General features: G+C 66.5%; 20 protein-coding genes. 11 read left to right on the plus strand and 9 right to left on the minus strand.

The features are described from left to right. Both VGI62_RS10925 and VGI62_RS10930 read right to left on the minus strand, forming a co-directional pair. Positions 1-967, minus strand: a 967-nt coding sequence (locus VGI62_RS10925; RefSeq protein ID WP_414695676.1) for a bifunctional ornithine acetyltransferase/N-acetylglutamate synthase, incomplete at its 3' end; no start/stop codon positions are given. Then, the gene (locus VGI62_RS10930; protein ID WP_331504514.1) at positions 964-1914 is read right to left on the minus strand and encodes a peptidylprolyl isomerase; all 951 of its coding nucleotides are present in this window, start codon (positions 1912-1914) and stop codon (positions 964-966) included. The genes VGI62_RS10925 and VGI62_RS10930, both read right to left, overlap by 4 nt. A 146-nt stretch (positions 1915-2060) precedes the next feature. On the opposite strand from VGI62_RS10930, the gene VGI62_RS10935 reads away from it, so the two are divergent. Then, a complete protein-coding gene (locus VGI62_RS10935) occupies positions 2061-3230 on the plus strand; it encodes an acetyl-CoA C-acyltransferase (protein ID WP_331504515.1) in 1170 nt (389 codons plus the stop codon). A 165-nt stretch (positions 3231-3395) separates the two neighbouring features. On the opposite strand, the gene VGI62_RS10940 is transcribed toward VGI62_RS10935, so the two are convergent. Further along, a complete protein-coding gene (locus VGI62_RS10940; RefSeq protein WP_331504516.1) occupies positions 3396-4046 on the minus strand; it encodes a TetR/AcrR family transcriptional regulator in 651 nt (216 codons plus the stop codon). Positions 4047-4070: 24 nt separating this feature from the next. On the opposite strand from VGI62_RS10940, the gene VGI62_RS10945 reads away from it, so the two are divergent. Together VGI62_RS10945 and VGI62_RS10950 are read left to right on the plus strand one after the other, a co-directional pair. After that, entirely contained in the window at positions 4071-6197 is a 2127-nt protein-coding gene (locus VGI62_RS10945; RefSeq protein ID WP_331504517.1) for a TonB-dependent receptor, read from the plus strand. After that, a complete protein-coding gene (locus VGI62_RS10950; protein WP_331504518.1) occupies positions 6194-7222 on the plus strand; it encodes an alpha/beta hydrolase in 1029 nt (342 codons plus the stop codon). Before VGI62_RS10945 ends, VGI62_RS10950 begins: the two co-directional genes overlap by 4 nt. A 30-nt stretch (positions 7223-7252) precedes the next feature. On the opposite strand, the gene VGI62_RS10955 is transcribed toward VGI62_RS10950, so the two are convergent. Further along, positions 7253-7657 carry a VOC family protein gene (locus VGI62_RS10955; RefSeq protein ID WP_331504519.1) on the minus strand — a complete coding sequence of 135 codons (405 nt, stop codon included), beginning with the start codon at positions 7655-7657 and terminating at the stop codon, positions 7253-7255. Continuing rightward, entirely contained in the window at positions 7654-8448 is a 795-nt protein-coding gene (locus VGI62_RS10960) for an ArsR family transcriptional regulator (RefSeq protein WP_331504520.1), read from the minus strand. The genes VGI62_RS10955 and VGI62_RS10960 overlap by 4 nt, the downstream gene beginning before the upstream one ends. Positions 8449-8552: 104 nt before the next feature. On the opposite strand from VGI62_RS10960, the gene VGI62_RS10965 reads away from it, so the two are divergent. The 3 genes from VGI62_RS10965 to VGI62_RS10975 all read left to right on the plus strand — a co-directional run bounded on the left by VGI62_RS10965 (position 8553) and on the right by VGI62_RS10975 (position 12350). Next, positions 8553-9017, plus strand: a complete 465-nt coding sequence (locus tag VGI62_RS10965; protein WP_331504521.1) for a VOC family protein — start codon at positions 8553-8555, stop codon at positions 9015-9017. A gap of 225 nt (positions 9018-9242) precedes the next feature. Next, the gene (gene secA / locus VGI62_RS10970) at positions 9243-11993 is read left to right on the plus strand and encodes a preprotein translocase subunit SecA (protein ID WP_331504533.1); all 2751 of its coding nucleotides are present in this window, start codon (positions 9243-9245) and stop codon (positions 11991-11993) included. 171 nt (positions 11994-12164) lie between these two features. After that, the gene (locus tag VGI62_RS10975; protein WP_331504522.1) at positions 12165-12350 is read left to right on the plus strand and encodes a hypothetical protein; all 186 of its coding nucleotides are present in this window, start codon (positions 12165-12167) and stop codon (positions 12348-12350) included. 56 nt (positions 12351-12406) lie between these two features. On the opposite strand, the gene VGI62_RS10980 is transcribed toward VGI62_RS10975, so the two are convergent. Further along, the gene (locus VGI62_RS10980; RefSeq protein WP_331504523.1) at positions 12407-13795 is read right to left on the minus strand and encodes a carotenoid oxygenase family protein; all 1389 of its coding nucleotides are present in this window, start codon (positions 13793-13795) and stop codon (positions 12407-12409) included. Positions 13796-13881: 86 nt separating this feature from the next. Here VGI62_RS10980 and VGI62_RS10985 point away from each other — a divergent pair, with 86 nt between their 5' ends. The 5 genes from VGI62_RS10985 to VGI62_RS11005 are packed head-to-tail and all read left to right on the plus strand — an operon-like array spanning position 13882 to position 19177. Beyond that, a complete protein-coding gene (locus VGI62_RS10985) occupies positions 13882-14481 on the plus strand; it encodes a TetR/AcrR family transcriptional regulator (RefSeq protein WP_331504524.1) in 600 nt (199 codons plus the stop codon). 59 nt (positions 14482-14540) lie between these two features. After that, positions 14541-15926, plus strand: a complete 1386-nt coding sequence (locus VGI62_RS10990; RefSeq protein WP_331504525.1) for a cytochrome P450 — start codon at positions 14541-14543, stop codon at positions 15924-15926. 48 nt (positions 15927-15974) lie between these two features. Beyond that, the gene (locus VGI62_RS10995) at positions 15975-17123 is read left to right on the plus strand and encodes an epoxide hydrolase family protein (RefSeq protein ID WP_331504526.1); all 1149 of its coding nucleotides are present in this window, start codon (positions 15975-15977) and stop codon (positions 17121-17123) included. Between the two features lie 57 nt (positions 17124-17180). After that, positions 17181-18158 carry a threonine ammonia-lyase gene (locus VGI62_RS11000; protein ID WP_331504527.1) on the plus strand — a complete coding sequence of 326 codons (978 nt, stop codon included), beginning with the start codon at positions 17181-17183 and terminating at the stop codon, positions 18156-18158. Between the two features lie 11 nt (positions 18159-18169). Continuing rightward, positions 18170-19177 (plus strand): threonine aldolase family protein, encoded by a 1008-nt coding sequence (locus tag VGI62_RS11005; protein WP_331504528.1) that lies wholly within the window; start codon positions 18170-18172, stop codon positions 19175-19177. Positions 19178-19239: 62 nt separating this feature from the next. Here VGI62_RS11005 and VGI62_RS11010 read toward each other — a convergent pair whose 3' ends face one another. The 3 genes from VGI62_RS11010 to VGI62_RS11020 form a co-directional block, all read right to left on the minus strand. Then, positions 19240-19461 carry a hypothetical protein gene (locus VGI62_RS11010; protein WP_331504529.1) on the minus strand — a complete coding sequence of 74 codons (222 nt, stop codon included), beginning with the start codon at positions 19459-19461 and terminating at the stop codon, positions 19240-19242. Further along, positions 19412-20407, minus strand: a complete 996-nt coding sequence (locus tag VGI62_RS11015) for a nitronate monooxygenase family protein (RefSeq protein ID WP_331504530.1) — start codon at positions 20405-20407, stop codon at positions 19412-19414. The genes VGI62_RS11010 and VGI62_RS11015 overlap by 50 nt, the downstream gene beginning before the upstream one ends. 69 nt (positions 20408-20476) lie before the next feature. After that, positions 20477-21439 carry an acetyl-CoA carboxylase carboxyltransferase subunit alpha gene (locus VGI62_RS11020; protein ID WP_331504531.1) on the minus strand — a complete coding sequence of 321 codons (963 nt, stop codon included), beginning with the start codon at positions 21437-21439 and terminating at the stop codon, positions 20477-20479. Positions 21440-21771: the final 332 nt, after the last annotated feature.

The following is a 21771-nucleotide window of genomic DNA, read 5'->3' on the forward strand; positions in this document are numbered from 1 at the left end:
TGCCGGTGGCGAACAGCAGCAGCGTATCGTTGGTCGAGCGGTCGCCGTCCACCGTCACGGCATTGAAGGTGTTGCGCGTATAGAGGCTGACCAGGTTCTGCAGCGCCGAGGGCGAGATCGCCGCGTCTGTGACCACGAAAGCCAGCATGGTGGCCATGTCCGGCGCGATCATGCCGGAGCCCTTGCAGATGCCGCTGATCTTGACCTTCACCCCGTCGATGTCCGCCACGGCATGGGCGCCCTTCGGGAAGGTGTCGGTGGTCATGATGGCGTTGGCGGCGTTCGCCCAGCCGTCCTCGGCCAGCTTGTGCTCCACTTCGGGCAGGCGGTGGACGATCTTGGCGTCGTCCAACAGCACTCCGATCACCCCGGTGGAGGCGACCATGACGTCGCGCTGGCGGCAGTCGAAACGCTTGGCGGCGGCCGAGCAGACCCGTCGCACCGCGTCGGCCCCAGGGCGGCCGGTGAAGGAGTTCGCGCAGCCTGCGTTGACCACGAGCGCGCGCACGCCCTCACCCTTGGTCATGTCCAGATGCCGCTTGCACCAGTCCACCGGCGCGGAGCCCACGCCGTGGCGGGTGAAGACCCCAGCGCCGCTGGCGCCATCAGGGAAGGTCATCACTAACAGGTCTTCTCGGTCGTGCTTGTAAAAGCCTGCCCGCGCCGTCGCCATCTGAACGCCCGCGATCGGCGGCATCGCCGGGAAGGGCACCGCAAGCGGTGAGACCGGCATGGCGGCTTTCGCAGGCGCGGCCGGCGCCTCCGACGCCGGCGCGCCGGCCGGTTCGGAAAACTGGCGGGCCTGTCTGTCGGCGCGTTTCAGGGCGGCGCGCTTGAGGGCGCTGGCCAAGGGGTCGAACGCCCGCTCCAGCGTCTGACCGACGACCTCGACAGGGCGCGCGGCGGCTTCCAGGGCCTTGCCGGCGGGCCTCAGGCCCTTGCCGGGCGCGGAGGGTTTGCGGGTCACTTCGAGGCCCCTTTCGCTGGCGCCGCAGGCGTCGGCGCAGTCGGCGCGGGTTTGGGCGCGTCGGCGGGCGGGACAGCCTGGCTGGGGGTGTCGGTCTTGACCATCACCTCGACCTTGGAGCGGCTACGCAGCTTCTCCAAGAGGTCGCGGATCTGATCGTAGGTCAGGAAGCGCACGATTTGCGGACGCGCGGCCTCCAGGGTGATCGGCTGCTCGATACGGCGGTCTTCGACCTTCACCAGGGCGAAGCCGCCCTCGACCGGGAACGGGCCGACGATCTGACCGGGCTTGGCGGTTTTCAGCGCCGCATCATAGGTTTCGGGCATCACGTCGATGGTAAAATAGCCCAGGTCACCGCCGTTGAAGCGGGTCGCCGCGTCCGTGGACCGTTCCATGGCCAGGGCCTCGAAGGAGGCTCCCGAAGCCAACAACTTCTTCACGGCCTCTGCGTCGGCCGAATTGCCCATTACGATCTGGCGGGCATGGATCTCCTCGGAGCGCTTGGCGAGCTTCAGCTGTTCCTGGTAGAGGCCGCGCACGGCGTTATCATTGACCGCATCGGAGATCACGCCCTCCACAAGCATGTCGCCCAACACCCGGTCACGCGCGGCGGCCAGCCTGCGCTGGGCCACCGGGTCCTTGTCGAGCTTGCGCCTCATCGCCTCCCCGGCCAGCAGCCTCTGGTCGACCACCTCGTCCAGCACTCGCCGGAAGAGGTCGGAGGAGACATCCAGCGGCTCGCCCTCGCCGATCAGGCCTTGCGCCACCGCCTCGCGCTTGACGTCGGACGCCCAGACGGTCTGGCCGTCGACCCTGGCGGCGGCGCGATCGCCGCGTTCGGGGGGCCGCTCGGCCGTCCCGCCCCTCTCGCAGGCGGCCAGGCCCAGCATCCCCGCAAGCGCGAGGCCGGCCAACGCAGCGCGGCGGAAGGGCCGAATACCGGCCATATGGGTCCCCTCGAAACCGATGGAAAGCGTCCTTTGCGACGCTGCCCGTCCCTAGCCATTTACACGGCGGGATGCAAAGGTTGCGCCCGACCGCGCCACGGACGATCAGGCGCCCGCGGACCAATTATCGGGAGGATTATTTCAATATGCGCGAAGCCGTCATTGTCTCTTATGCCCGCACCGGTCTGGCCAAGTCCGCTCGCGGCGGGTTCAACATCACCCCCACCGTCTCGATCGCCGCCCACTCGGTAAAGCATGCGGTGGCCAAGGCCGGCATCCAAGGCGCCGACGTCGAAGACGTGTTCATGGGCAACGTCGCCCACGGCGGCGGCAACGTCGCGCGCCAGGCTTCGCTGCTGGCGGGCTTGCCCATCACCACCTCCGGCGTGACGGTGAACCGCTTCTGTTCCTCGGGCCTGCAGACCATCGGCATGGCCGCCAACTTCGTGCGCAACGACGGCGCCGACGTTGTGGTGGCCGGCGGGGTGGAGACGATCTCCATGCCCAACATGGGCGCCGGCAAGGACAACTTCGATCCGAAGCTGACTGAGATGTACCCGGCCATCTTCATGCCGATGATCGACACTGCCGACATCGTCGCCGAGCGCTACAAGGTCAGCCGCGAGGCGCAGGACGAATATTCGCTCGAGAGCCAGCGCCGCATGGCCGCCGCCCAGCAGGCCAACAAGTTCGCCGACGAGATCGTCCCGATGAAGACCAAGATGAAGGTGGTCAACAAGGAGACGAAAGAGGAATCCATCGTCGATTACGTGGTCAATCGCGACGAGTGCAACCGCCCGGACACCAGCTCCGAGGGCCTGGCCAAGCTCGAGCCCGTGCGGGGTCCCGGCAAATACATCACCGCCGGCAACGCATCCCAGCTCTCTGACGGCTCGGCCGCCGTGGTGATCATGGAGGCCAAGGAAGCCCAGCGCCGCGGCCTCGAGCCCATGGGCGTGTTCAAGGGCTGGGCGGTGGCCGGCTGCGAACCCGACGAGATGGGCATCGGCCCGGTCTTCGCGATCCCACGTCTCCTGGAACGTCATGGCCTGAAGATCGACGACATCGATCTTTGGGAGCTGAACGAGGCCTTCGCCTCGCAGTGCCTCTACAGCCGCGACAAGCTGGGCATCGATCCCGAGAAGTATAACGTCAACGGCGGCTCCATCGCGATCGGCCACCCCTTCGGCATGACCGGCGCGCGTCTCGCCGGCCACATCCTGCAGGAAGGCAAGCGCCGCGGCGCCAAGAACGTCGTGGTCTCGATGTGCATCGGCGGCGGCATGGGCGCAGCGGGACTTTTCGAAGTCGTCTGACTTCAAGTCCGGCCGCCGCGCCATGTCCGATTTCGGCGCGGTGCGGCTCGAATGTGCGCCGCCGAGGCCTTCCCTTCCCCACTTCCCGGTAGGGAAGGCCCACGCCGCCTTTTGTTTGGCGGCTGTTTGGCGGCCGAAATCGCCGGAGCCTTCGCCGATACGCCGCTACCGTTGCGCCAGCAGGTCTGACAGCGCCCGCAGGCTGTCACGGATTTGGGCGGCTGTGTCGAGGTCGCCCAGCGCTGCCTTGGCCACCATGCCGAGCGCGAATGTTTCAACGACCGCAGCGCAGGCCGCCGGATCGGCGTCGTTGCGCACCGACCCGTTCGCCTGCAGGTTGGTGACCGCGTCCGTCAAGGCGCTCTGCAATTGTGCCGTGTTGGCTCGTAGGCGGCTGCGAAGCAGCGGGGTGTTGAGGCTGTAGGTCCAAGCCTCCAGCTCCAATCGGGAATTTGACGCATCGCCATTTCCCGCACGGGCGAGCAATAGAGCGCATAACTCTTCCAGGCTGCCGGCGTGGGTGATCGCGTCCAGATCGGTCATGTGCCGGTCAGCGAGCCCCTGGATAATGGCGTCCTTGCTGGGGAAATAGCCGTAGATCGCGCCTTTGCTTATTCCAGCCGTCGCGCAGATCTCATCCACTGAGACGTGCACCCCGTGTTTGGCGAAACACTGGGCCGCGGCGTCCAGGATCCGGCTGCGGCGCGACTCGGCGGCGGCGGGGCTGATCTTCGGCATTGCCTTCAATAGCAAGGCTTGCGCTATGCGCGCCATATCGCGTTGACAAAAACCGACCGGTCGGTCTTTTTCCGGCAAGCTTCAGCTTGAGGGAAATTGGTAATGCGTGCGGTTCGGCGTCTGGGATTGGGTGCGATGTGGCTGTTGGCAGGCGCCGCTCCGGCTGCGCTGGCCTCTGCTGAGCCGTCGCCCCGCGACGCCACCACAGTCGAGGACATCATCGTGACCGCGACCAAACGGCCGGAAGCCGTGCGCGACATCCCGGCGTCCATCACCGCCTTCGACGAACGCGCGCTGCAGACCGTGGGCGCCGATGACATGTCGGGATACCTGACACGGGTTCCGGGCGTGGTGTTCAACCAGGCCATCCCCGGCAATTCGTCGGCGATTTTGCGCGGTGTCTCGACGACGACCGGGATCGCCCAGGCGCAAGGCACGACCGGTTATTTCATCAACGACGTCCCGATGACCGATCCGTTCTACTCGGCGGGCATCCCCGACATCGACACCTTCGACGTGGACAACGTCACAGTGCTGCGCGGGCCGCAAGGTACGCTGTTTGGCTCTGCGTCGCTGGGTGGAGCGATCAACTACCAGACCCGCAAGCCCAACCTCACCGACTACGATGCGCGGGTCCGCGCGACCTATGAGACGACGGCGCATGGCGGCGACGGCTATGGCGGCGACGCCATGGTCAACGTGCCCCTCGTCACGGACAAGCTGGCCATTCGCGCCGTGCTGGTCGACCGTCGCGACCCGGGCTACGTCGACAACCTGGGCACGGGTGGACGGGACACCAACCGCGCGCAAGTCAGCGGCGGCCGGCTGTTGGTCGCCTTCACGCCGACCGCGGCCACGCAGGTTAATTACCTCTACCTGCAGCAGACCGAGTCCACGCCGGATGCCGGCGCGGCCGATCCGTCGCTGGGCGACTACGCGAAACGCACTCTGGTCGCCGAGCCGTTCAGCTACCGCACCACCATCCACAACCTGCGGCTCGACCAGGAGCTCGGTTTCGCCACCCTGACGGCGACAGCGACCCATCACGCCAAGTCCTTCAGTTCGGTGCAGGATTACTCGGGACTTGCACCCGCCTTTGCGCCGGTGTCGTTCCTGGAGGGCGGAACGAGTAAGGGCGACACCTTCGAAGCGCGCCTGGCTTCGCCTACAGGCCAGCGGTTCGAGTACCTGGTCGGCCTGTTCTACGACTCCACCGATGAGCTCGTGCGTGACACCCTGGTTGCGCCGACCGCGGCCGCGGTCGTGGGTTCGCCCACTCTGATCGACGCGCCCGTGCGCATCCGCGGACGGGAGGGCGCGGCGTTCGGCGAAGCGACCTATCATCTGACGGACACCTTCAAGGCGACCGTCGGCGGTCGCGCCTTCCGCACCGAGCTCGACACCGACACGACCCAGGGCGGGCCGCTGGCGGGCGGCTTCAGCGAAACCTTCGGCCATTCGCGCGATAGCGGCTTCTCCCCCAAGGCCTCGCTGACCTGGGAGCCGAGCGCCGAGCAGATGGTCTATGCGCTGGTCTCGAAGGGCTTCCGCTTCGGTGGCCCGAACATCGCCGTCGACCCGACGTTTAAAATCCCCTCGCAGTTCGGATCCGACTCGCTGGTCAACTACGAACTGGGCACGCGAACGGCGTGGCTTGACCGGCGGGTGCTGCTCGACGGCACGCTATTCTACGTCGACTGGAGCGACATCCAGGTTTCGCAGCGCAGCCCTTCGGGTTTCATCTACACTGCTAACGCCGGAAAGGCGCGCAACGTCGGGGCCGAAGCCAGCGCGACCTGGCTTGTCACCCAGGACCTTCGGCTGAACTCGGCGGCCACCTACCTCGACGGGGAACTGCGGCGCGACTACGGAACCGGCGCGAGCCTGGTGACGGCCCCCACCCAGCTGCCGGGCGCTTCGCGCTGGCAGGTCTCGAACAGCCTGAACTACACCCTGTCCTCAGCGCCGCTTCAGCCGATGCTGGTGGTCAGCCATCGCTACATCTCCGGCGCGCCGGGCGAACTGTCGCCCTCGCCCCCGCGGCAAGGCGATTACAACCTCTTCGACCTGCGGCTGTCGACGACCATCCGCAAACTGGAGCTTAGCGCGTTCGCCGAGAACGTCGGCGACGTGCGCGGCGTCACCGCCGCTTCCACCAGCGTCCACGGGCCGACGCAGTACCTGGTCCGGCCCCGCACACTCGGCATAACCTTGGACTATCGCCTATGAGGCGCGGCCTGGCAGCCCTCGTCCTTGCGTCAGGTCTCTGCGCCTCTGCAGCGACGGCGACCGAGGCGCAGGGCTGCCGGCCGGCCGGCGTCGGCCGCGACAGCTTCTGTCAGGTCAACGGGATCAGGCTGCATTACGTGGACTGGGGAGGTCACGGACCGGCCGTAATCCTTCTGAGCGGGCTCGGCAACTCGGGGCGAATCTTCGACGACCTCGCGCCTCGCCTGACCGCTGGGCGCCGCGTCATCGCGGTGACCCGCCGCGGCTACGGCCAGTCGGACCATCCCTCGCAGGGCTATGCGAACGCTGAGCTCGTCGGTGACATCCTGGGCCTGATGGACCGGCTGGACATCGCGAAAGCCTCGTTTGTTGGTCACAGTATCGCCGGCGGTGAGCTGTCGAGCCTCGGCGCCGACCACCCCGACCGCGTCGAGCGACTGGTCTATCTGGACTCGGCCTACGATCGCAGTCGCGCGCTGGAGCTGACGAATGGCGTCCCGCCGGGCGCCGCGCCCAGCAAGGCAGACCTCGCCAGCCTGGCGGCGCAGGCCCGATGGCGTCAGGCGTTGCTCCAGACGCAGTCGCCGGCGGTGGGCGCCGACCTTCGCGAGATCATGGCGCAACGGGGTGACCACATCGTCCCAACGACTCCGCTGCCGACGCTTTTGGCCATCCTTAGAGGCGACGTCGCCGCCCCGCCCCGCTATGCGGCGATCCGCGCCCCAGCGCTTGCGGTCTACACATCGAAGGACGTCGCCGATCAGGTCGCGCCAGGGACGCCGCCGGCGCAGCGCGCCGCTATCGTGGCCTACTCTGTCCACGTCATCCGACCGTGGATGCTGCGGGCTCAGGCTGATTTTCTGGAGCACAAGATTTGCGGCGTGGCCGTCGAGCTGCCCCACAGCACGCATTATTTCTTTCTGCAGGCGCCGGCAAAGACAGCAACCCTGATCGCAGCCTATCTGGCCGCGGGGGACCCCTGCGCCTGGCGCCCGCCATCGCCGATCGGTGAGGGCGGGCGGTGAGAAGGCCGCCCGCGGAGGGGGCCAGGGATCTCAGCGCGCCGGGGTGAAAGCGGTGGCGGGCTGGAAGAGCTCGACAAAATTGCCGGACGGATCCTGGAGCAGGACCTGTTTGCCGCCCGGTCCCTGCAAGATGTCGTTGCGAAACGGCGCGCCGGCGCGCCGGAGGCGGGCGACTTCGGCGTCGATGTCGTCGACAATCAGGTGAATGCGGTTCCATCCGCCAGGGCCGGGCTTTGCGCCATCGGGCATGGCGCGTCCGGCAGAGCTCACCGGTCCGCTGAGCAGCAATCGCAGGCGCCCGCGGGCGACGTCGGCGAAGGCGGGCGGGAAGTTCGTCAGGACCTCGAAGCCGAGGAACTTCGTGTAGAAGTCGGTCGCCGCCTCAACGTCGTCGACCATATAGCGGACACTCACCATTTCACTGAGGTCGGTCACGGGATTCTCCTTGGCTCGGGGCGAACGGTGTTGGGCTCGGAGATCGCGGCGAGGAGGAACTCGATGCGGGTCGCCAGTTCGGCGGCCGTTTGCGCAAACAGCGGGTAGGTGACCTCGTCGGGATCGCCGGTCACGGGGTTGGCGATGCTCCAGTGGACGGTCTCAGGATGGGCGGGGAACTCCGGGCACACTTCGCGCACACGGTCGCACAGGCTGATCACCCAATCGAAACTCCGGCCTGCGAGCGCATCCAGGTGCCTGGGCGTGTGACCGGCCAGGTCGAGGCCATATTCGTCGCGCATCACCCGGACCGCGTTGGGGTGCAAAGGCCTGGGATGGCTGCCGGCGCTCACCGCCTCTATGGCCCCGCCGGACCGAGCCCTCGCCAGAGCTTCGGCCATCGGGGACCGCGCGCTGTTGCCACTGCAAAGGAACAGCACTTTCACCCGGCCGATCGACTCCTCATTGCGCGGGGTTGGGGTCAGACGCAGGCCAGGGTGGAGCGCCCCGCCGGTCGCAGACAAGAGGCTTCCGATCCGCGCCAGATCCAACCCGTAGTACGTGTCCCTGCGATCGGCCGAACTTCGCCGGGCAGAGACGAGACGCCCATCGCGCAGCTTGGCCAGGTGGTAGGAGACCAGGTTCTGAGCCTCGCCAACCAACCCGGTCAGTTCGTGCACCACCCGGTCGCTCCGCGCCAGCTCACTCAAAATGCGCCAGCGTAGGGGATGCGCGGCGAGCTGGAGGAACTCGGGCGGACCGACGTCCGGCTGAAGCGGCTGGGTGCTCATGCCCTTCATTTACATCAAGCCGCCTTGATGCATCAAGACGTTTTGATGTACCGTGCCGTCCGACGGAGCGCACCACGCGCCTCTGGAGCCGAAGGAGGAGTGGCATGAACAGACCGGCTTTATCCGCCCTGGCGCTGATGTTTTCGGTCGGAGCGCATGGCGCAAGCGCCCAAGACCTCGCGAAAAACAGCTCTGCGTTGGTCAGGGTTCGCTACATGGTGAGCGACGTGCCGGCCGCCGCGGGGTTCTATACGAGCAAGCTCGGCTTCAAGGTCGACCTCTCGGCGGGCGGCTATTTCGCCGCGCTGTCCCGCGGCGGGCTTCAGCTTCTTCTGAGCCCGACAAAGGGGCCAGGCGGCGCCTCGCAGCCCATGCCGAACGGCGAGCGCCCTGCCCCAGGAGGCTGGACCCGCATCGTTCTCAACGTGGCCGACCTGCAGGGCGAAGTGACCAGGCTTCGCAAAGAGGGCGTCCATTTCCGCAACGACATCACGACCGGACCTGGCGGCAAGGAGATCCTGCTCGAGGATCCCTCCGGAAATCCTGTCGAGCTATTTCAACCGGGTTGACCAGCCGGTTTCCCGACGCTCGGCCAGGAATTTTCTGGTTGGCTCCCGCCGAGGGCCGCTTCAAATCAAATCCGCTGCTTAAGCCGCGGCCCGATACTTCGCGCCACAGGGGCCTTGCGTTGACTTGAGGGTGGGGGCTGCTTAAGTCTCGCGCGCCCCTGACACAGCGGTTTTCCCGGCGGGCGAAGGGCCTTGTCGCCGCCGGATGGATTTGACCACTTGAGCATGTTCCAACGGTTCTTCGGCTCTTCCAACGACCGCAAGGTCAAGTCGATGCAGGCGCGCGTCCTGAAGATAAACGCGCTCGAGCCGAAAATGGAGGCGCTCTCCGACGAGGACCTGCGCGCCAAGACGGTGGAGTTCCGCGAGCGGCTGGCCAAGGGCGCGACCCTGGACGAGCTGCTGGAGGAGGCCTTCGCCGTGGTCCGCGAAGCCGCGCGCAGGGTGCTGGGCCAGCGACACTACGACGTGCAGCTGGTCGGCGGCATGGTGCTGCACCAGGGCGGCATCGCCGAGATGCGGACCGGTGAAGGCAAGACGCTCGTCGCCACGGCGCCCGTCTACCTGAACGCCCTTGCCAGCAAGGGCGTGCACCTGATCACCGTCAACGACTACCTGGCGCAACGCGACGCCGAGTGGATGGGCCAGATCTACCGGTTCCTGGGCATGGAGGTGGGCGTCATCGTCCACGGGCTCAGCCAGGGTCAGCGCCAGGCGGCCTACAACGCCGACATCACCTACGGCACCAATAACGAGTTCGGCTTCGACTACCTGCGCGACAACCTGGTCTATGAAGCCGGCGAAATGGTCCAGCGGGGGCACAACTTTGCGATCGTCGACGAGGTGGACTCGATCCTGATCGACGAAGCCCGCACGCCGCTGATCATCTCGGGCCCCACCGAGGATCGCAGCGAGTTCTACAAGACCATCGACCTGCTCGTAAAAGAGCTGATCAAGGACCCTACCAACTACGACTTCGACGAGAAGCAGCGGCAGGTGATCCTGACCGAGGAGGGCTCGGAGCGGATCGAGGAGATCCTCCTGGCCGGCGGACACCTGGCCGAGGATTCAGCCGGACTCTATGACGCGGCCAACGTCTCGGTCGTGCACCATGTGAACCAGGCGCTGCGCGCCAACGTCCTCTACCAGCTCGACAAGGACTATATCGTCCGCGCCGGCGAGGTGATCCTGATCGACGAATTCACCGGTCGCATGATGCATGGCCGGCGGCTCTCGGAGGGCCTGCACCAGGCGATCGAAGCCAAGGAAGGGGCGGTCATACAGCCCGAGAACCAGACCCTGGCCTCGGTGACGATCCAGAACTACTTCCGCCTCTATTCCAAGCTCTCGGGCATGACCGGCACGGCCGCCACCGAAGCCCAGGAATTCCTCGACATCTACAAGATGGATGTCGCCGAGATCCCGACCAACCGACCGGTGGTGCGGATCGACGACGACGACGAGGTCTATCGCACGGCCGCCGAGAAGCATGTGGCGATCATCGGCCTGATCGAGGACTGCTATCGCCGCGGTCAGCCGATCCTGGTCGGCACCGTCTCGATCGAGAAGTCCGAGCAGCTTTCGGAGCTGCTCAAGGCGCACAAGTTCGAGATCGACGGCAAAAAGCAGTCCGGCATCCCGCACAACGTCCTGAACGCCCGCTACCACGAGCAGGAGGCGCTGATCGTCGCCGACGCCGGCGTGCCGGGCGCGGTGACCATCGCCACCAACATGGCCGGCCGCGGCACCGACATCCAGCTCGGCGGCAACATCGACATGAAGGTCATGCAGTGGCGTGACGAGCAGCGCACCCTGGGGGTCGAGGTGACACCTGAGATGGCGTTGGAGCACCGCCACCAGGTCGAGGGCGAGATTGCGGCGCTGAAGGAAAAGGCGCTGGCGGCCGGCGGCCTCTTCGTGCTCGGCACCGAGCGTCACGAGAGCCGGCGGATCGACAACCAGCTGCGCGGCCGCACCGGCCGCCAGGGCGACCCCGGACATTCGAAATTCTTCCTGTCCTGCGAGGACGACCTCTTGCGCATCTTCGCCGGCGAGCGGCTCGACGGGATCATGCGCACCTTCGGCGTCCAGGAAGGCGAGGCCATCACCCACAAGTGGCTGAACAGCGCCATCGCCACCGCCCAGAAGCGCGTCGAGCAACGCAACTACGAAATCCGCAAGAACCTCCTGAAGTACGACGACGTCGTGAACGACCAGCGCAAGGCTGTGTTCGAGCAACGCGCCGAGTTCATGGCCGCGGGCGACCTCTCCGAGGTGATCGGCGAAATGCGCCGCGACACAATCGAGGATTTCGTCAACCGTCACCTGCCGCCGAAGGCCTATGCCGAGCAGTGGGACGTCGAGGGGCTGGACCACCACGTCCGCGAGTTCCTGGGCCTGGAGCTGCCGATCAAGGCTTGGGCAGCCGAGGACGGCATCGCCAACGACGAGATCGAGGAGCGGATCAACAAGGCCGCCGATGCCCGCGTCAGCGAACGCGACGCCAAGGTCGGCGACCACATGCGCACGGTGGAGAAGAGCTTCCTCCTGCAGATGATCGATCTGCAGTGGCGCGAGCACCTCATGCACCTCGACCACCTGAGGAACGTCATCGGCCTGCGCGGCTATGGCCAGCGCGATCCGCTGAATGAGTACAAGACCGAGGCCTTCACCCTGTTCGAAGGCCTGCTTGTCGACCTCCGCCAGAACGTCACCCGCTGGTTGATGACGGTGGAGTTCCAGTTCGAGGAGCCGCCGCAGCCACCGCCGGGACAGTTCCAGGAGATCCATCTCGATCCCCTGACCGGCGAGAACGCCGCCCAGATGGGTTTCCTGCCCGACGGCCTGAACACCGAACAGCGCCAAGCGCTGCCGGTCACCGCGCTGCCGGAGGGCTGGGAGAACTCCGGCCGCAACGCCTCTTGCCCCTGCGGATCAGGCAAGAAGTTCAAGCACTGCCACGGCGCGCTGGTCTGAAGCGCGCCTAGAGCATTGGGCCCGGCGCAATCGCTTGGCCGCTGAATCGGCCTCGCAAATCATGGCTGCTGGTTCAGCGGTCGGATCGCCTGGAACTGATCGCACGGGGCTTTAGCGCAACCGTTTGCGCCGCTGGTCGTTCTCAGGGCCTAGGTAACCGGGGGTTTGAGTATGGCCACCTACCGCGCCTACCGCGTCGACCGCCATCGCCGGATCAAGACTGGCGAGTGGCTTGAAGCGCCGAGTGACGAGGCTGCCGTCGAACAGGCCGAGGAACTCTGCGAAGAGGACGCGCCCATCATCGAAATCTGGCAGTCGACCCGCCTGGTCGACGAGATCGAGTGCGGGGAAGACTGAGCGGCCTTTGTGTGCTCGATCTGAAAGCCGCAAGGGTTGGCGCGAAGCCTCGCCGGTCAGAAATCCATCCAGTTGCCGTGGAAGCCGAAGGGCACGCGACGCGGCATCTGGGCCACGGCGATCGGCCCCTTGGCGATATCCTGCGCCTCGAAGACCAGTAGGTCGCTGCGGTCTTCGCCGGCCCGGTAGACCACCGCGGTGATCCAGCCGTCGCCTTCGTCAGCCGTCGCCGAGCGCGGCACAAACACCGGCTCCGACGTCGCGTCTCCGCCGTCGAGTTCGTAGACCTGCCTCTTGCCGGTCTGAAGGTCGAGATGGGCGATTGAGTTCAGGCGCACGGTCTTCGAAGCTGTGGGGTCGGCCGCATACCAGCCGTGGCGGTGCTTGCGGGTCTCCACACGAGGGTCGACGCGCGGGAATTCGCCGTCGATGTCGTCGATCACCTGTTCGTGGATCGCATCCGAGGCGCCGGCGAGGTCGAAGGTCCAGCGAACAAGCCGGGCCGCGGTCTTGTCGCCCGGCGAGCCGTCCGCCTTCGGGAACAGCGGCGCGGCCGGGTAGCGCATGACATCGGCGAAGAGCTTGTCGCCCTCCTCCCAGGCGTTCAGTGGGTGGAAGACGTAGCAGGCCTCGGTGTTGAACCAGCGGATCGACGCGACGTCGCCGTCGCGGCGCATGACGCCCACATGGCTGCCCTTGTCCGGCTCCCAGGCGAACGGCGGCAGGCCGCTCGTCGCCCGCTGCAGGCTGGCGGTCAGCGGCAGGACCGGGAACAACACGTGGTTTTCGGTGACCATGAAGTCGTGGACCATGGCGGCGAACGGCGCCTGGAACTCGTCGCGTCGCACCACCCTTCCATCCGCGGCGGTGACACCGTAGCTCATGCCTGCGGAGAGCGGGGTTTCGCCGACGCCGTAGGCGAACCAGACCATCTCGCCGGTCTTGGGATCGATCTTGGGGTGGGCCGTGACGCGGCCCTGGTAACGCCGAACGTAGCCACACGAGGCCAGGGTCTTGGGATCCATCTCGAAGGGATGGTGGCCCTCCTCCAGAGCCATCAAAAGGCCGGCGTGCCAAACGATGTTGGTGTTGGCCACGCCGCCCTCGTTACCCACGGTCAGCGGGTCATTGGCCAGCGGATTGCCGCTTCCGAACAGGGACCGGCCATGCGTGTGCTCCAACTCCCATTTGGGCGTGCGCACGTAGCGGTTACGGTAGCGGACCTTCCCATCCCCGACATAGAAGCCGTGGACCATACCGTCACCGAAGAACCAGTGATGGTTCGGGTCGCGCGGCTCGAACTGAGGGTTTGGGCCGATGCGGAAGAGCGCACCGCGTAAATCCGCCGGGATCTGACCCGTCACGGTCAGGTCGAAATCGTCCTCGCTGCGGACTGGGGCGAAGTTTCCGGCCAGATAGGGATTGGTGCGCGCACTGCCGTCCATCGCCGCCTCCTGCATGACAATTTACGTGGTAAATTTATAGGGTAAAAAGTAACGTTCTGCAAGAGGTTTCGTGCAAATCTCACCGTATGCCCCGAGTCCTTTCCGACACCGACGTCGCTGACTTCCGCGATCGGCTTTGTGAAGCCGCTGAACGCCTGTTCGCGGAGCGGGGCCCTGACGCGGTGACGATGCGCCAACTGGCCGCCGAACTCGGGGTCTCGCCGATGACCCCGTACCGCTATTTTGAGGATAAGGACGACATCCTGGCGGCCGTGCGGGCCAATGGCTTCAACCGCTTCGCCGAAGCCCTGGAGACTGCGCGCAACAGCGCCAAAGGTGCGCGCGCCATAGGGATGGCGGTGGGCGAGGCCTACATCACCTTCGCCCTCGAGCACCCGCATTCCTACAAGCTGATATTCGACTTCAACCAGCCGCACGTCGAGAAGTACCCGGAGCTGGTCGCCGCCGGGCAGCGCGCCCAAAAGACCATGACCGGCTACATCGAAGACGCCCTTGCAGAGGGGCTGATGAGTGGCGACCCGGCGCAGATCGGCCTGATGAACTGGGCCGCGATCCACGGCGCGGTAATCCTGGAGCTGTCAGGCATGCTCCCGCCGGGCGGCGCACGTCAGATCTACAAGGGCTTCGACGTCGCCCTCACGCGCGGCCTGCGTCCGCAAGACTAGGCGTCTTGCGTCACGCCGTCGGCCAGCGCTGTTACGGTCTCGGATACGGGGTGCAGGCCATGTCGGACGCTTCGCTCGATCACTCGCTCGCAGGATTGGCGCCGCCGCCGGAGAAATGGCCGTCGCTGTTCAAACAGCTGGATAGCTCGTCAAACGCCTTCGAGACCCTCCCCCGGGTTATTTTCGAACAGCCCGTCGTCCGATCGAAGTCGCCGTTCGGCGTAACCGTGATGGTGCATGATCCGGAGGGCGTACGGCGCGTGCTGCTCGACAACGCCGCCAACTACCCGAAGGACGAGATGTCCAACCGGATCTTCACGGCGATGTTCGGCGAAGGCCTGTTGAGCGCTGAGCCCGCGATGTGGAAGCGACACCGCAAGGTCATGGCGCCCGCGTTCGATCCCCGGAGCGTCGCCTCCTACGCCCCGGCCATGGCTGCCGCCGCCCAGGCCTTCAGCGAACGCTGGGCGGCCCTTCCGGACCTGACCGACATCGACATGGCGCAGGAGATGAAAGCCCTCACGTTGCGGATTATCTGCGAGACCATGTTTTCATCGGATGCCCCCGAACTGGTGAGCCTCGCCGGCCCCGCCCTGGGCTTTAGCCGTAACGCGCTCAACTTCGGCATCCTCGACCTGCTCCCGGTGATCGGCCCGATGCGACTGAAGTCCAAGCAGACGGCGCTCCACGAGGACTTCAGCGCCATGGACGGGGCGATCTATCGGATGATCGATGAGCGTGAGCGCAACCTCGCCGGCGCTCCGAACGACCTGCTCACCAGACTTGTCGCCGCCAAGGATCCAGAGGATGGCGCCGGACTGAGCGCCCAGGAAGTGCGCGACGAGGTGATCACAATCTTCGAGGCCGGCCACGAGACCACGGCCGTCGCCATGACCTTTACCTGGTACCTGCTCTCGCAGCATCCCGCTGTGGAGGCGCGCCTGCACGCCGAGCTCGACAGGGCGTTGGGCGGCCGCACGCCCAACGCCGAGGACCTGGCTGATCTCCCCTACACACGCCAGGTCATCGAGGAGGCCATGCGGCTCTATCCGCCGGCCCCGGCGGTTACCGGCCGCAGGGCGTTGGCGGCGGACGAAATCTGCGGCCAGAAAATCAGCGCCGGCGACAGGATCCTCATCTCCACCTGGGTGCTGCATCGTCATCGCGCGCTGTGGGACGCCCCTGAACGCTTCGATCCCGACCGCTTTTCGCCCGAACGGAGCGAGGGCCGGCCGCGCTTCGCCTACATCCCGTTCGGAGGCGGGCCAAGGATCTGCATCGGCGCGCAACTTGCGATGACCGAGGCGACCCTGATCCTCGCCACCCTCGCCCAACGATTCCGCCCGCGGCTGAAGACCCCTCAGCAAGTGAAGTTGAGCGCTCGTATTACGCTTGCGCCGGAAGGCGGGTTGAAGATGCGGCTGGAGCGCCGGGACGCCGCTTGACCGCCGTCGCGGCAAGCCCGCAGGGTCACACCCATCCGGGAGGCCGCCATGGCAGAGATCAAGCCGTTCGAAGTGATCTGGACCGAAGCTGAGGTCGAATCCGTGCTGAGGCCGGTTCGCAGCTACCCCTGGCCGCCGATACCCGACGTCCCCGACGGCTGGGCCTATGGCTGCGACGCCGGTTATCTGCGCGGGCTGTGCGATCACTGGGCGGGCGCCTACGACTGGCGCGCGGCCATGACCGACCTCAACCGCTTTCCGCAGTTCACAGTGGCGATCGAGGACTTCGACATCCACTTCCTGCACGTCGTTGGCGAAGCAAATGGGAGCCGTCCGCTCATCATCACCCACGGCTGGCCGGGATCGCACTACGAGTTCTGGCAGGTGATCGAAAAGCTGGCGTTCCCCAGCCGCTTCGGTGGCCAGGCGAGCGACGCCTTCGACCTGGTGATTCCATCCCTGCCGGGCTTTGGATTCTCGTCAAAGCCCAAGCGGCCGGTCGGCCAACGCACCACCGCGCGGCTGTTCAACACCCTGATGAGCGAGGTGCTGGGCTATAAGACCTATCTGGCTCAGGGCGGCGACTGGGGCGCGATGGTCACCTCGTGGCTGGCGCGCGACCACGGTGCAAATGCGCGCGCGATCCACCTCAACATGTTGGGCTTCAGGCCGCCTGGCGGGCCGCAGGGCGAGGCGGAGGTCGCCTGGGCCCAGCGCCAGGCTGGCGCCATGGACGTCATGGGTGCCTACTTTCGCCTGCAGGTCTCCAAGCCGCAGTCCCTGGCCTGGCTGGGCGCCGGCAATCCGGTAGGCCAGGCCGCCTGGATCGCCGAACGCTTCCATGACTGGTCGGACCTGTCGAACAAGTCCCTGGACGAGGCCTTTCCGAAGGATCGGCTGCTCACCAACATCATGCTCTATGTGATGACCGGCAGCTTCGCGACAGGCGCCTGGTACTACCGCGGGCTGGTCGAGGAAGGCGGACTCGCTTTCCAACCCGGGGAGCGCTGCGAGACGCCCACCGCCTTCGCCAACTTCCCCGGCGAGCCGCTCTACCAGGCCCCTCCCCGGTCTTTCGCGGAGCGCGCCTACAACATCGTGCGCTGGACCGACATGCCGCGCGGCGGCCATTTCGCGGCGATGGAGGAGCCGGACCTCTTCGTGGAAGAAGTTTGCGGGTGGGCGAGGTCCCTCTAGCCGAACCCTGGATATCCGCTAACAAGCCCGGAACGGCCCCCGCAAGGATCCCTGACCATGCCCGCAACCCTCGAGGCGGTTCGTCCGATCGCGCTCTCGGAAATCGAGGCGGCCCGTGAGCGGATCTCCACGACCTGCGTGCGCACGCCACTGGTCCGCCTGGAGCTCGGGGCGGGCTTCCCCGATATTCGATTGAAGCTGGAGAACCTGCAGCCGATCAACGCCTACAAGCTGCGCGGGGCCGCCAATGCGGTGGCGATGCTGTCGAACGACGAGCGCCAGTTGGGCGTCTGGACGATCAGCGCGGGCAATGCGGGCCAGGGCGTAGCCTATGCCGCACGTCAGGCAGGCGTCCCATGCACTGTGGTGGCGATCGAGACGGCGCCTGCCTCCAAGCTGGAGCGAATGCGGGCCCTGGGCGCGCGGCTGGTCACCGTGCCCTACGAAGTGGCCTGGAAGGCCCTCGACGAGCGCGCCTATCCAGGGGTCCAGGGAACCTTCATCCACCCCTTCGACGATCACAATTTCATCGCCGGCCACGCCACGATGGGCCTGGAGATCCTGGAGGATGCGCCCGATGCGGTCGCCGTGATCGGCGGGGTCGGCGGCGGCGGGCTGATCACCGGCGTCGGCAGCGCGGTCAAGGCCCTCGCGCCCGACATCAAGGTCTGGACCGCTGAACCCGAGACCGCCGCGCCCGCGGCGCGATCCTTCGCCGCCGGCTCGCCGCAGCCCTTCCCCGAGTGGGAGGCTTCCTTCGTCGATGGGGCCGGCGGCCAGAGCGTCTTCCCACGCATGTGGGAGCGGATGAGGCCGCTGGTCGATGGCTCGATCGTCGTAACCCTCGACGAAACCCGGCGCGCAATGCGCCTGATGGCGGAAAAGGCGCGGGTGATCTCTGAAGGCGCGGGCGCCTTGCCGCTCGCAGCCGCCCTGACCGGCAAGGCCGGACAAGGTCCGATCGTGGCCATCGTCTCCGGCGGCAACGTCGACCTGGCGACCTTCTGCGAAATCCTTCAAGCGAGCGCCAGCTGACCCAAGGACCCATGGCCCGATACGACTTCGCCTCCGACAACGCCGCTCCCGCCGCGCCCGAAGCCATGCAAGCCATGGTCGCGGCCAACAGCGGCTTCGCCTCAGGGTATGGCACCGATGAGGTCACCGCCCGCGCCGCGGACCTCCTGCGCGAGCTGCTGGACGCCGACGCTGAGGTGCGGTTCGTGGGCTCGGGCACCGCGGCCAACGCTATTTCGCTGGCTGCGCTTTGCAAGCCGTTCGAAGCGGTGCTCGCCCACGAGCACGCCCACATCTGCACCGACGAGACCGGCGCGCCCGGCTTCTTTGGCCAGGGCCTCGGCCTGATCCCGCTGCCAGGCGCCTCCGGGCGGATCGAGGCCGCCGCGCTCGGCGGTGCATTGGCTCAGCCCGACGTCTCCTACCGCCAGTCTCCGGCGGCGCTCTCGCTGACCAACGCCACGGAATACGGGGCCGTCTATTCAGTCGAAGACCTCGCCACGCTTGCTGCGGCGGCCAAGGCCAAGCAGCTGAGCATCCATCTGGACGGCGCGCGCTTAGCCAACGCCGCGGCCGCCGGCTTCGACCTGAAGGCCATCAAGGGGCTGGGCGCCGACATCCTGGTGGTCGGCGGGACCAAAGCCGGCATGCCGCCGACCGAAGCGGTGGTGCTTTTCGACCGCGCGCTCGCCCGACGCTTCGACGCGCGATTGAAGCAGGCGGGTCAGCTGCCCTCCAAGGCGCGATACTTTGCAGCGCCCTTCATAGGCATGCTCGAGGGAGGCGCGTTCCTGCGTCACGCCGCCCACGCCAACGCCATGGCTCGGCGACTCGCGGAGCAGATGCCCTTCCCGATCCGCCACGAGGTGGAGTCCAACGCCGTCTTTGTGGAGATGGACGAGCCGACGCTGGCCCGGCTGCACGCGGGCGGCTGGTTCGCCTATCGGTTCCTCGACGGATCCGTCCGCTTCATGTGCTCCTGGGCGACAACGGCGGACGCCGTCGACAGCCTTTGCGAGGCCCTGGTGCGGATCGCCTGACGCGAGGGGGCGGCGAACCCAAAGTTCGCCGCCCCCCGAGGTCCAGCTAAGATCGCGACAGATCAGAAGCTCTTGCTGACGGTCACGTAGAGCCGGCGCCCGACACAGTCGAAGCCACTGTAGAGCGGGGCGTTACCCACCCGGTTGTCGAACCCGGACGAGATCTGCGGCGGGTTCTTGTCGAAGAGATTGCGCGCCGCCGACGCCTGGCGCCGGCGGCTTCTATCCTGGAGCTTATGCGTCCGCCAACTGGCGGCGGCTGGCCATGCGCTCAAGCCGCGCATGGATGATTTCCTCGGCCTCACGGACGATCCGGTGGATCAACTCGGCGCAGGTCGGGATGTCGTGGATCAAGCCCTGGATTTGCCCAGCCGACCAGATGCCGGCGTCGTTGTCGCCGACCTCGTAGACGCTGCGGCCACGCGTTCCCGCCACCAACTCGCGCACATCCTCGAACTTCGCGCCCTCGCGCTCCAGAGCCACGACCTGCTGGCTGATCGCGTTCTTCGCCACGCGGCTGGTGTTGTGCATGGTGCGGAAGATCAGGTCGGTGGAGCGCTCGTCGTTCTCGACAATCTGGCGCTTGATGTTCTCATGGATCGGGCTCTCCACCGTGCACATGAACCGGGTGCCCATGTTGATCCCCTCGGCCCCAAGGGCCAGCGCCGCCACCAGGCCGCGGGCGTCGCCAAAGCCGCCCGAGGCGATCATCGGAATCTTGATCCTGTCCGCCGCTGCCGGGATCAGGATCAGGCCAGGCACATCATCCTCGCCCGGGTGACCGGCGCATTCGAAGCCATCGATGGAGATCGCATCGACGCCCATGCGCTCGGCGGAGAGACCGTGGCGGACCGAGGTGCACTTATGGATCACCTTGATCCCGTGCTTCTTGAACTCCTCGACGTGTTCGATCGGCTTGTTGCCCGCCGTCTCGACGATCTTGACCCCCGCCTCGATGATGGCCTGGCGGTATTCAGCGTAGGGCGGCGGGTTGATGGCCGGCAGGATTGTCAAATTCACCCCGAACGGCTTGTCGGTCAGCGAGCGGCAGCGCGCGATCTCCTCGGTCAGCTTCTCAGGCGTCGGCTGGGTAAGCGCGGTGATGAAGCCCAACCCGCCTGCGTTGGCGACCGCGGCCACGAGTTCGGCGCGCCCGACCCACTGCATGCCACCCTGTACGACGGGGTGTTCGATCCCGAAGGCTTCGGTGAACCGGGTCTTCAGCGCCATGAGGAGTCCTCCAAACAAGTGTTTGGATGACACTGAACCTGCCGACGCCGCGTCAAGCAAGCCTCGGGGTTACTGCAGCCCGGCGCGCCCGATTGCATAAAACCGGTCGGCTCGCTGGCGGCGGATCTCTTCGGGCGAGAGGCTCTCCAGCGCCGCCAGTTCCTCCTCGACTGCGTCGCCCACCGCCTTGAGCGCGGCCTCGGGGTCCGAGTGGGCTCCGCCAGGGGGCTCCGGGATGATGCGGTCTACGATCTTCATCGCCAGAAGGTCCTGGGCGGTGATCTTCAAGGCCTTGGCGGCTTCTGCCGGCGTGCGCGCGCCGCGCCAGAGGATCGAATTGGCCCCCTCGGGCGGGATCACGGAATAGACCGCATGCTCCAGGATCAGCACGCGCGAGCCGCAGGCGATGCCCAAGGCTCCGCCTGATCCGCCCTCGCCGGTGACCACCGCCACCATGGGCACGCCCAGCATCAGGCTCATCTCAGTGGAGCGCGCGATCGCCTCGGCGACGCCGCGCTCCTCGGAGGCGATGCCTGGGTAGGCCGCCGTCGTGTCAACGAAGCTGATCACCGGGAGATGGAACCGCTCGGCCATCTCCATCAGCCGGATCGCCTTGCGGTAGCCTTCCGGCCGGGCGTAGCCGAAGTTGTGCTTCACACGCGTGACGGTGTCGCGTCCTTTCTCGTTGCCCATGACAACCACCGGGCGGCCGCGAAAGCGCCCCAGGCCGCCCATGATCGCTTGGTCGTCGGCGAACTTGCGGTCGCCGCGCAACTCGACGAATTCGTCGATCAGTCCTTGTGCATAATCGACGAAGTGCGGCCGGTCAGGATGGCGCGCGACCTGGGTTTTCTGCCAGGCGTCGAGATTTGCGTAAGCGTCGCGGCGCATCTCTTGCGCGCGAGCCCGAAGGGCCTCGATCTCGGCGTCGAATGCCCCCGGGTTCGCGGTTTCAGAAAGCTTGGACAACTCCTCGATCTTGGCTTCGAGGTCGGCGATAGGACGCTCGAACTCAAGATAATGCACAGCCATCCTGGGGTCGCGGTCCCTGCGAGCGGAGAAGGGGCGGAAACTAGGCGGGATAGCGCGGTCTCACAAGAGCGGGGCCTTTCGCGGCGCGTTCCCGATGCAACCTCGTTCGCATCCAGGGGTTCTTGCCGTCTAGGTCGCGCTAGCGCCGCAGGGTTTTCCCTTAGCAGGGCCCGGCAGCGAAGCCTTCCGAGAGGCGCGGTCCCTGCGATGACACCGCTCCCGCGCCGAGAGGAGAAAGGAGACAGGATCATGAACGCCATTAAGATCGGGCTGGCTTCGGCCCTGGCGATCGCCACCGCCGCGCCCGCGCTCGCGCAATCGCAGTACCAGCC

Source organism: Phenylobacterium sp. (assembly GCF_036495085.1).
GTDB lineage: Bacteria > Pseudomonadota > Alphaproteobacteria > Caulobacterales > Caulobacteraceae > Phenylobacterium.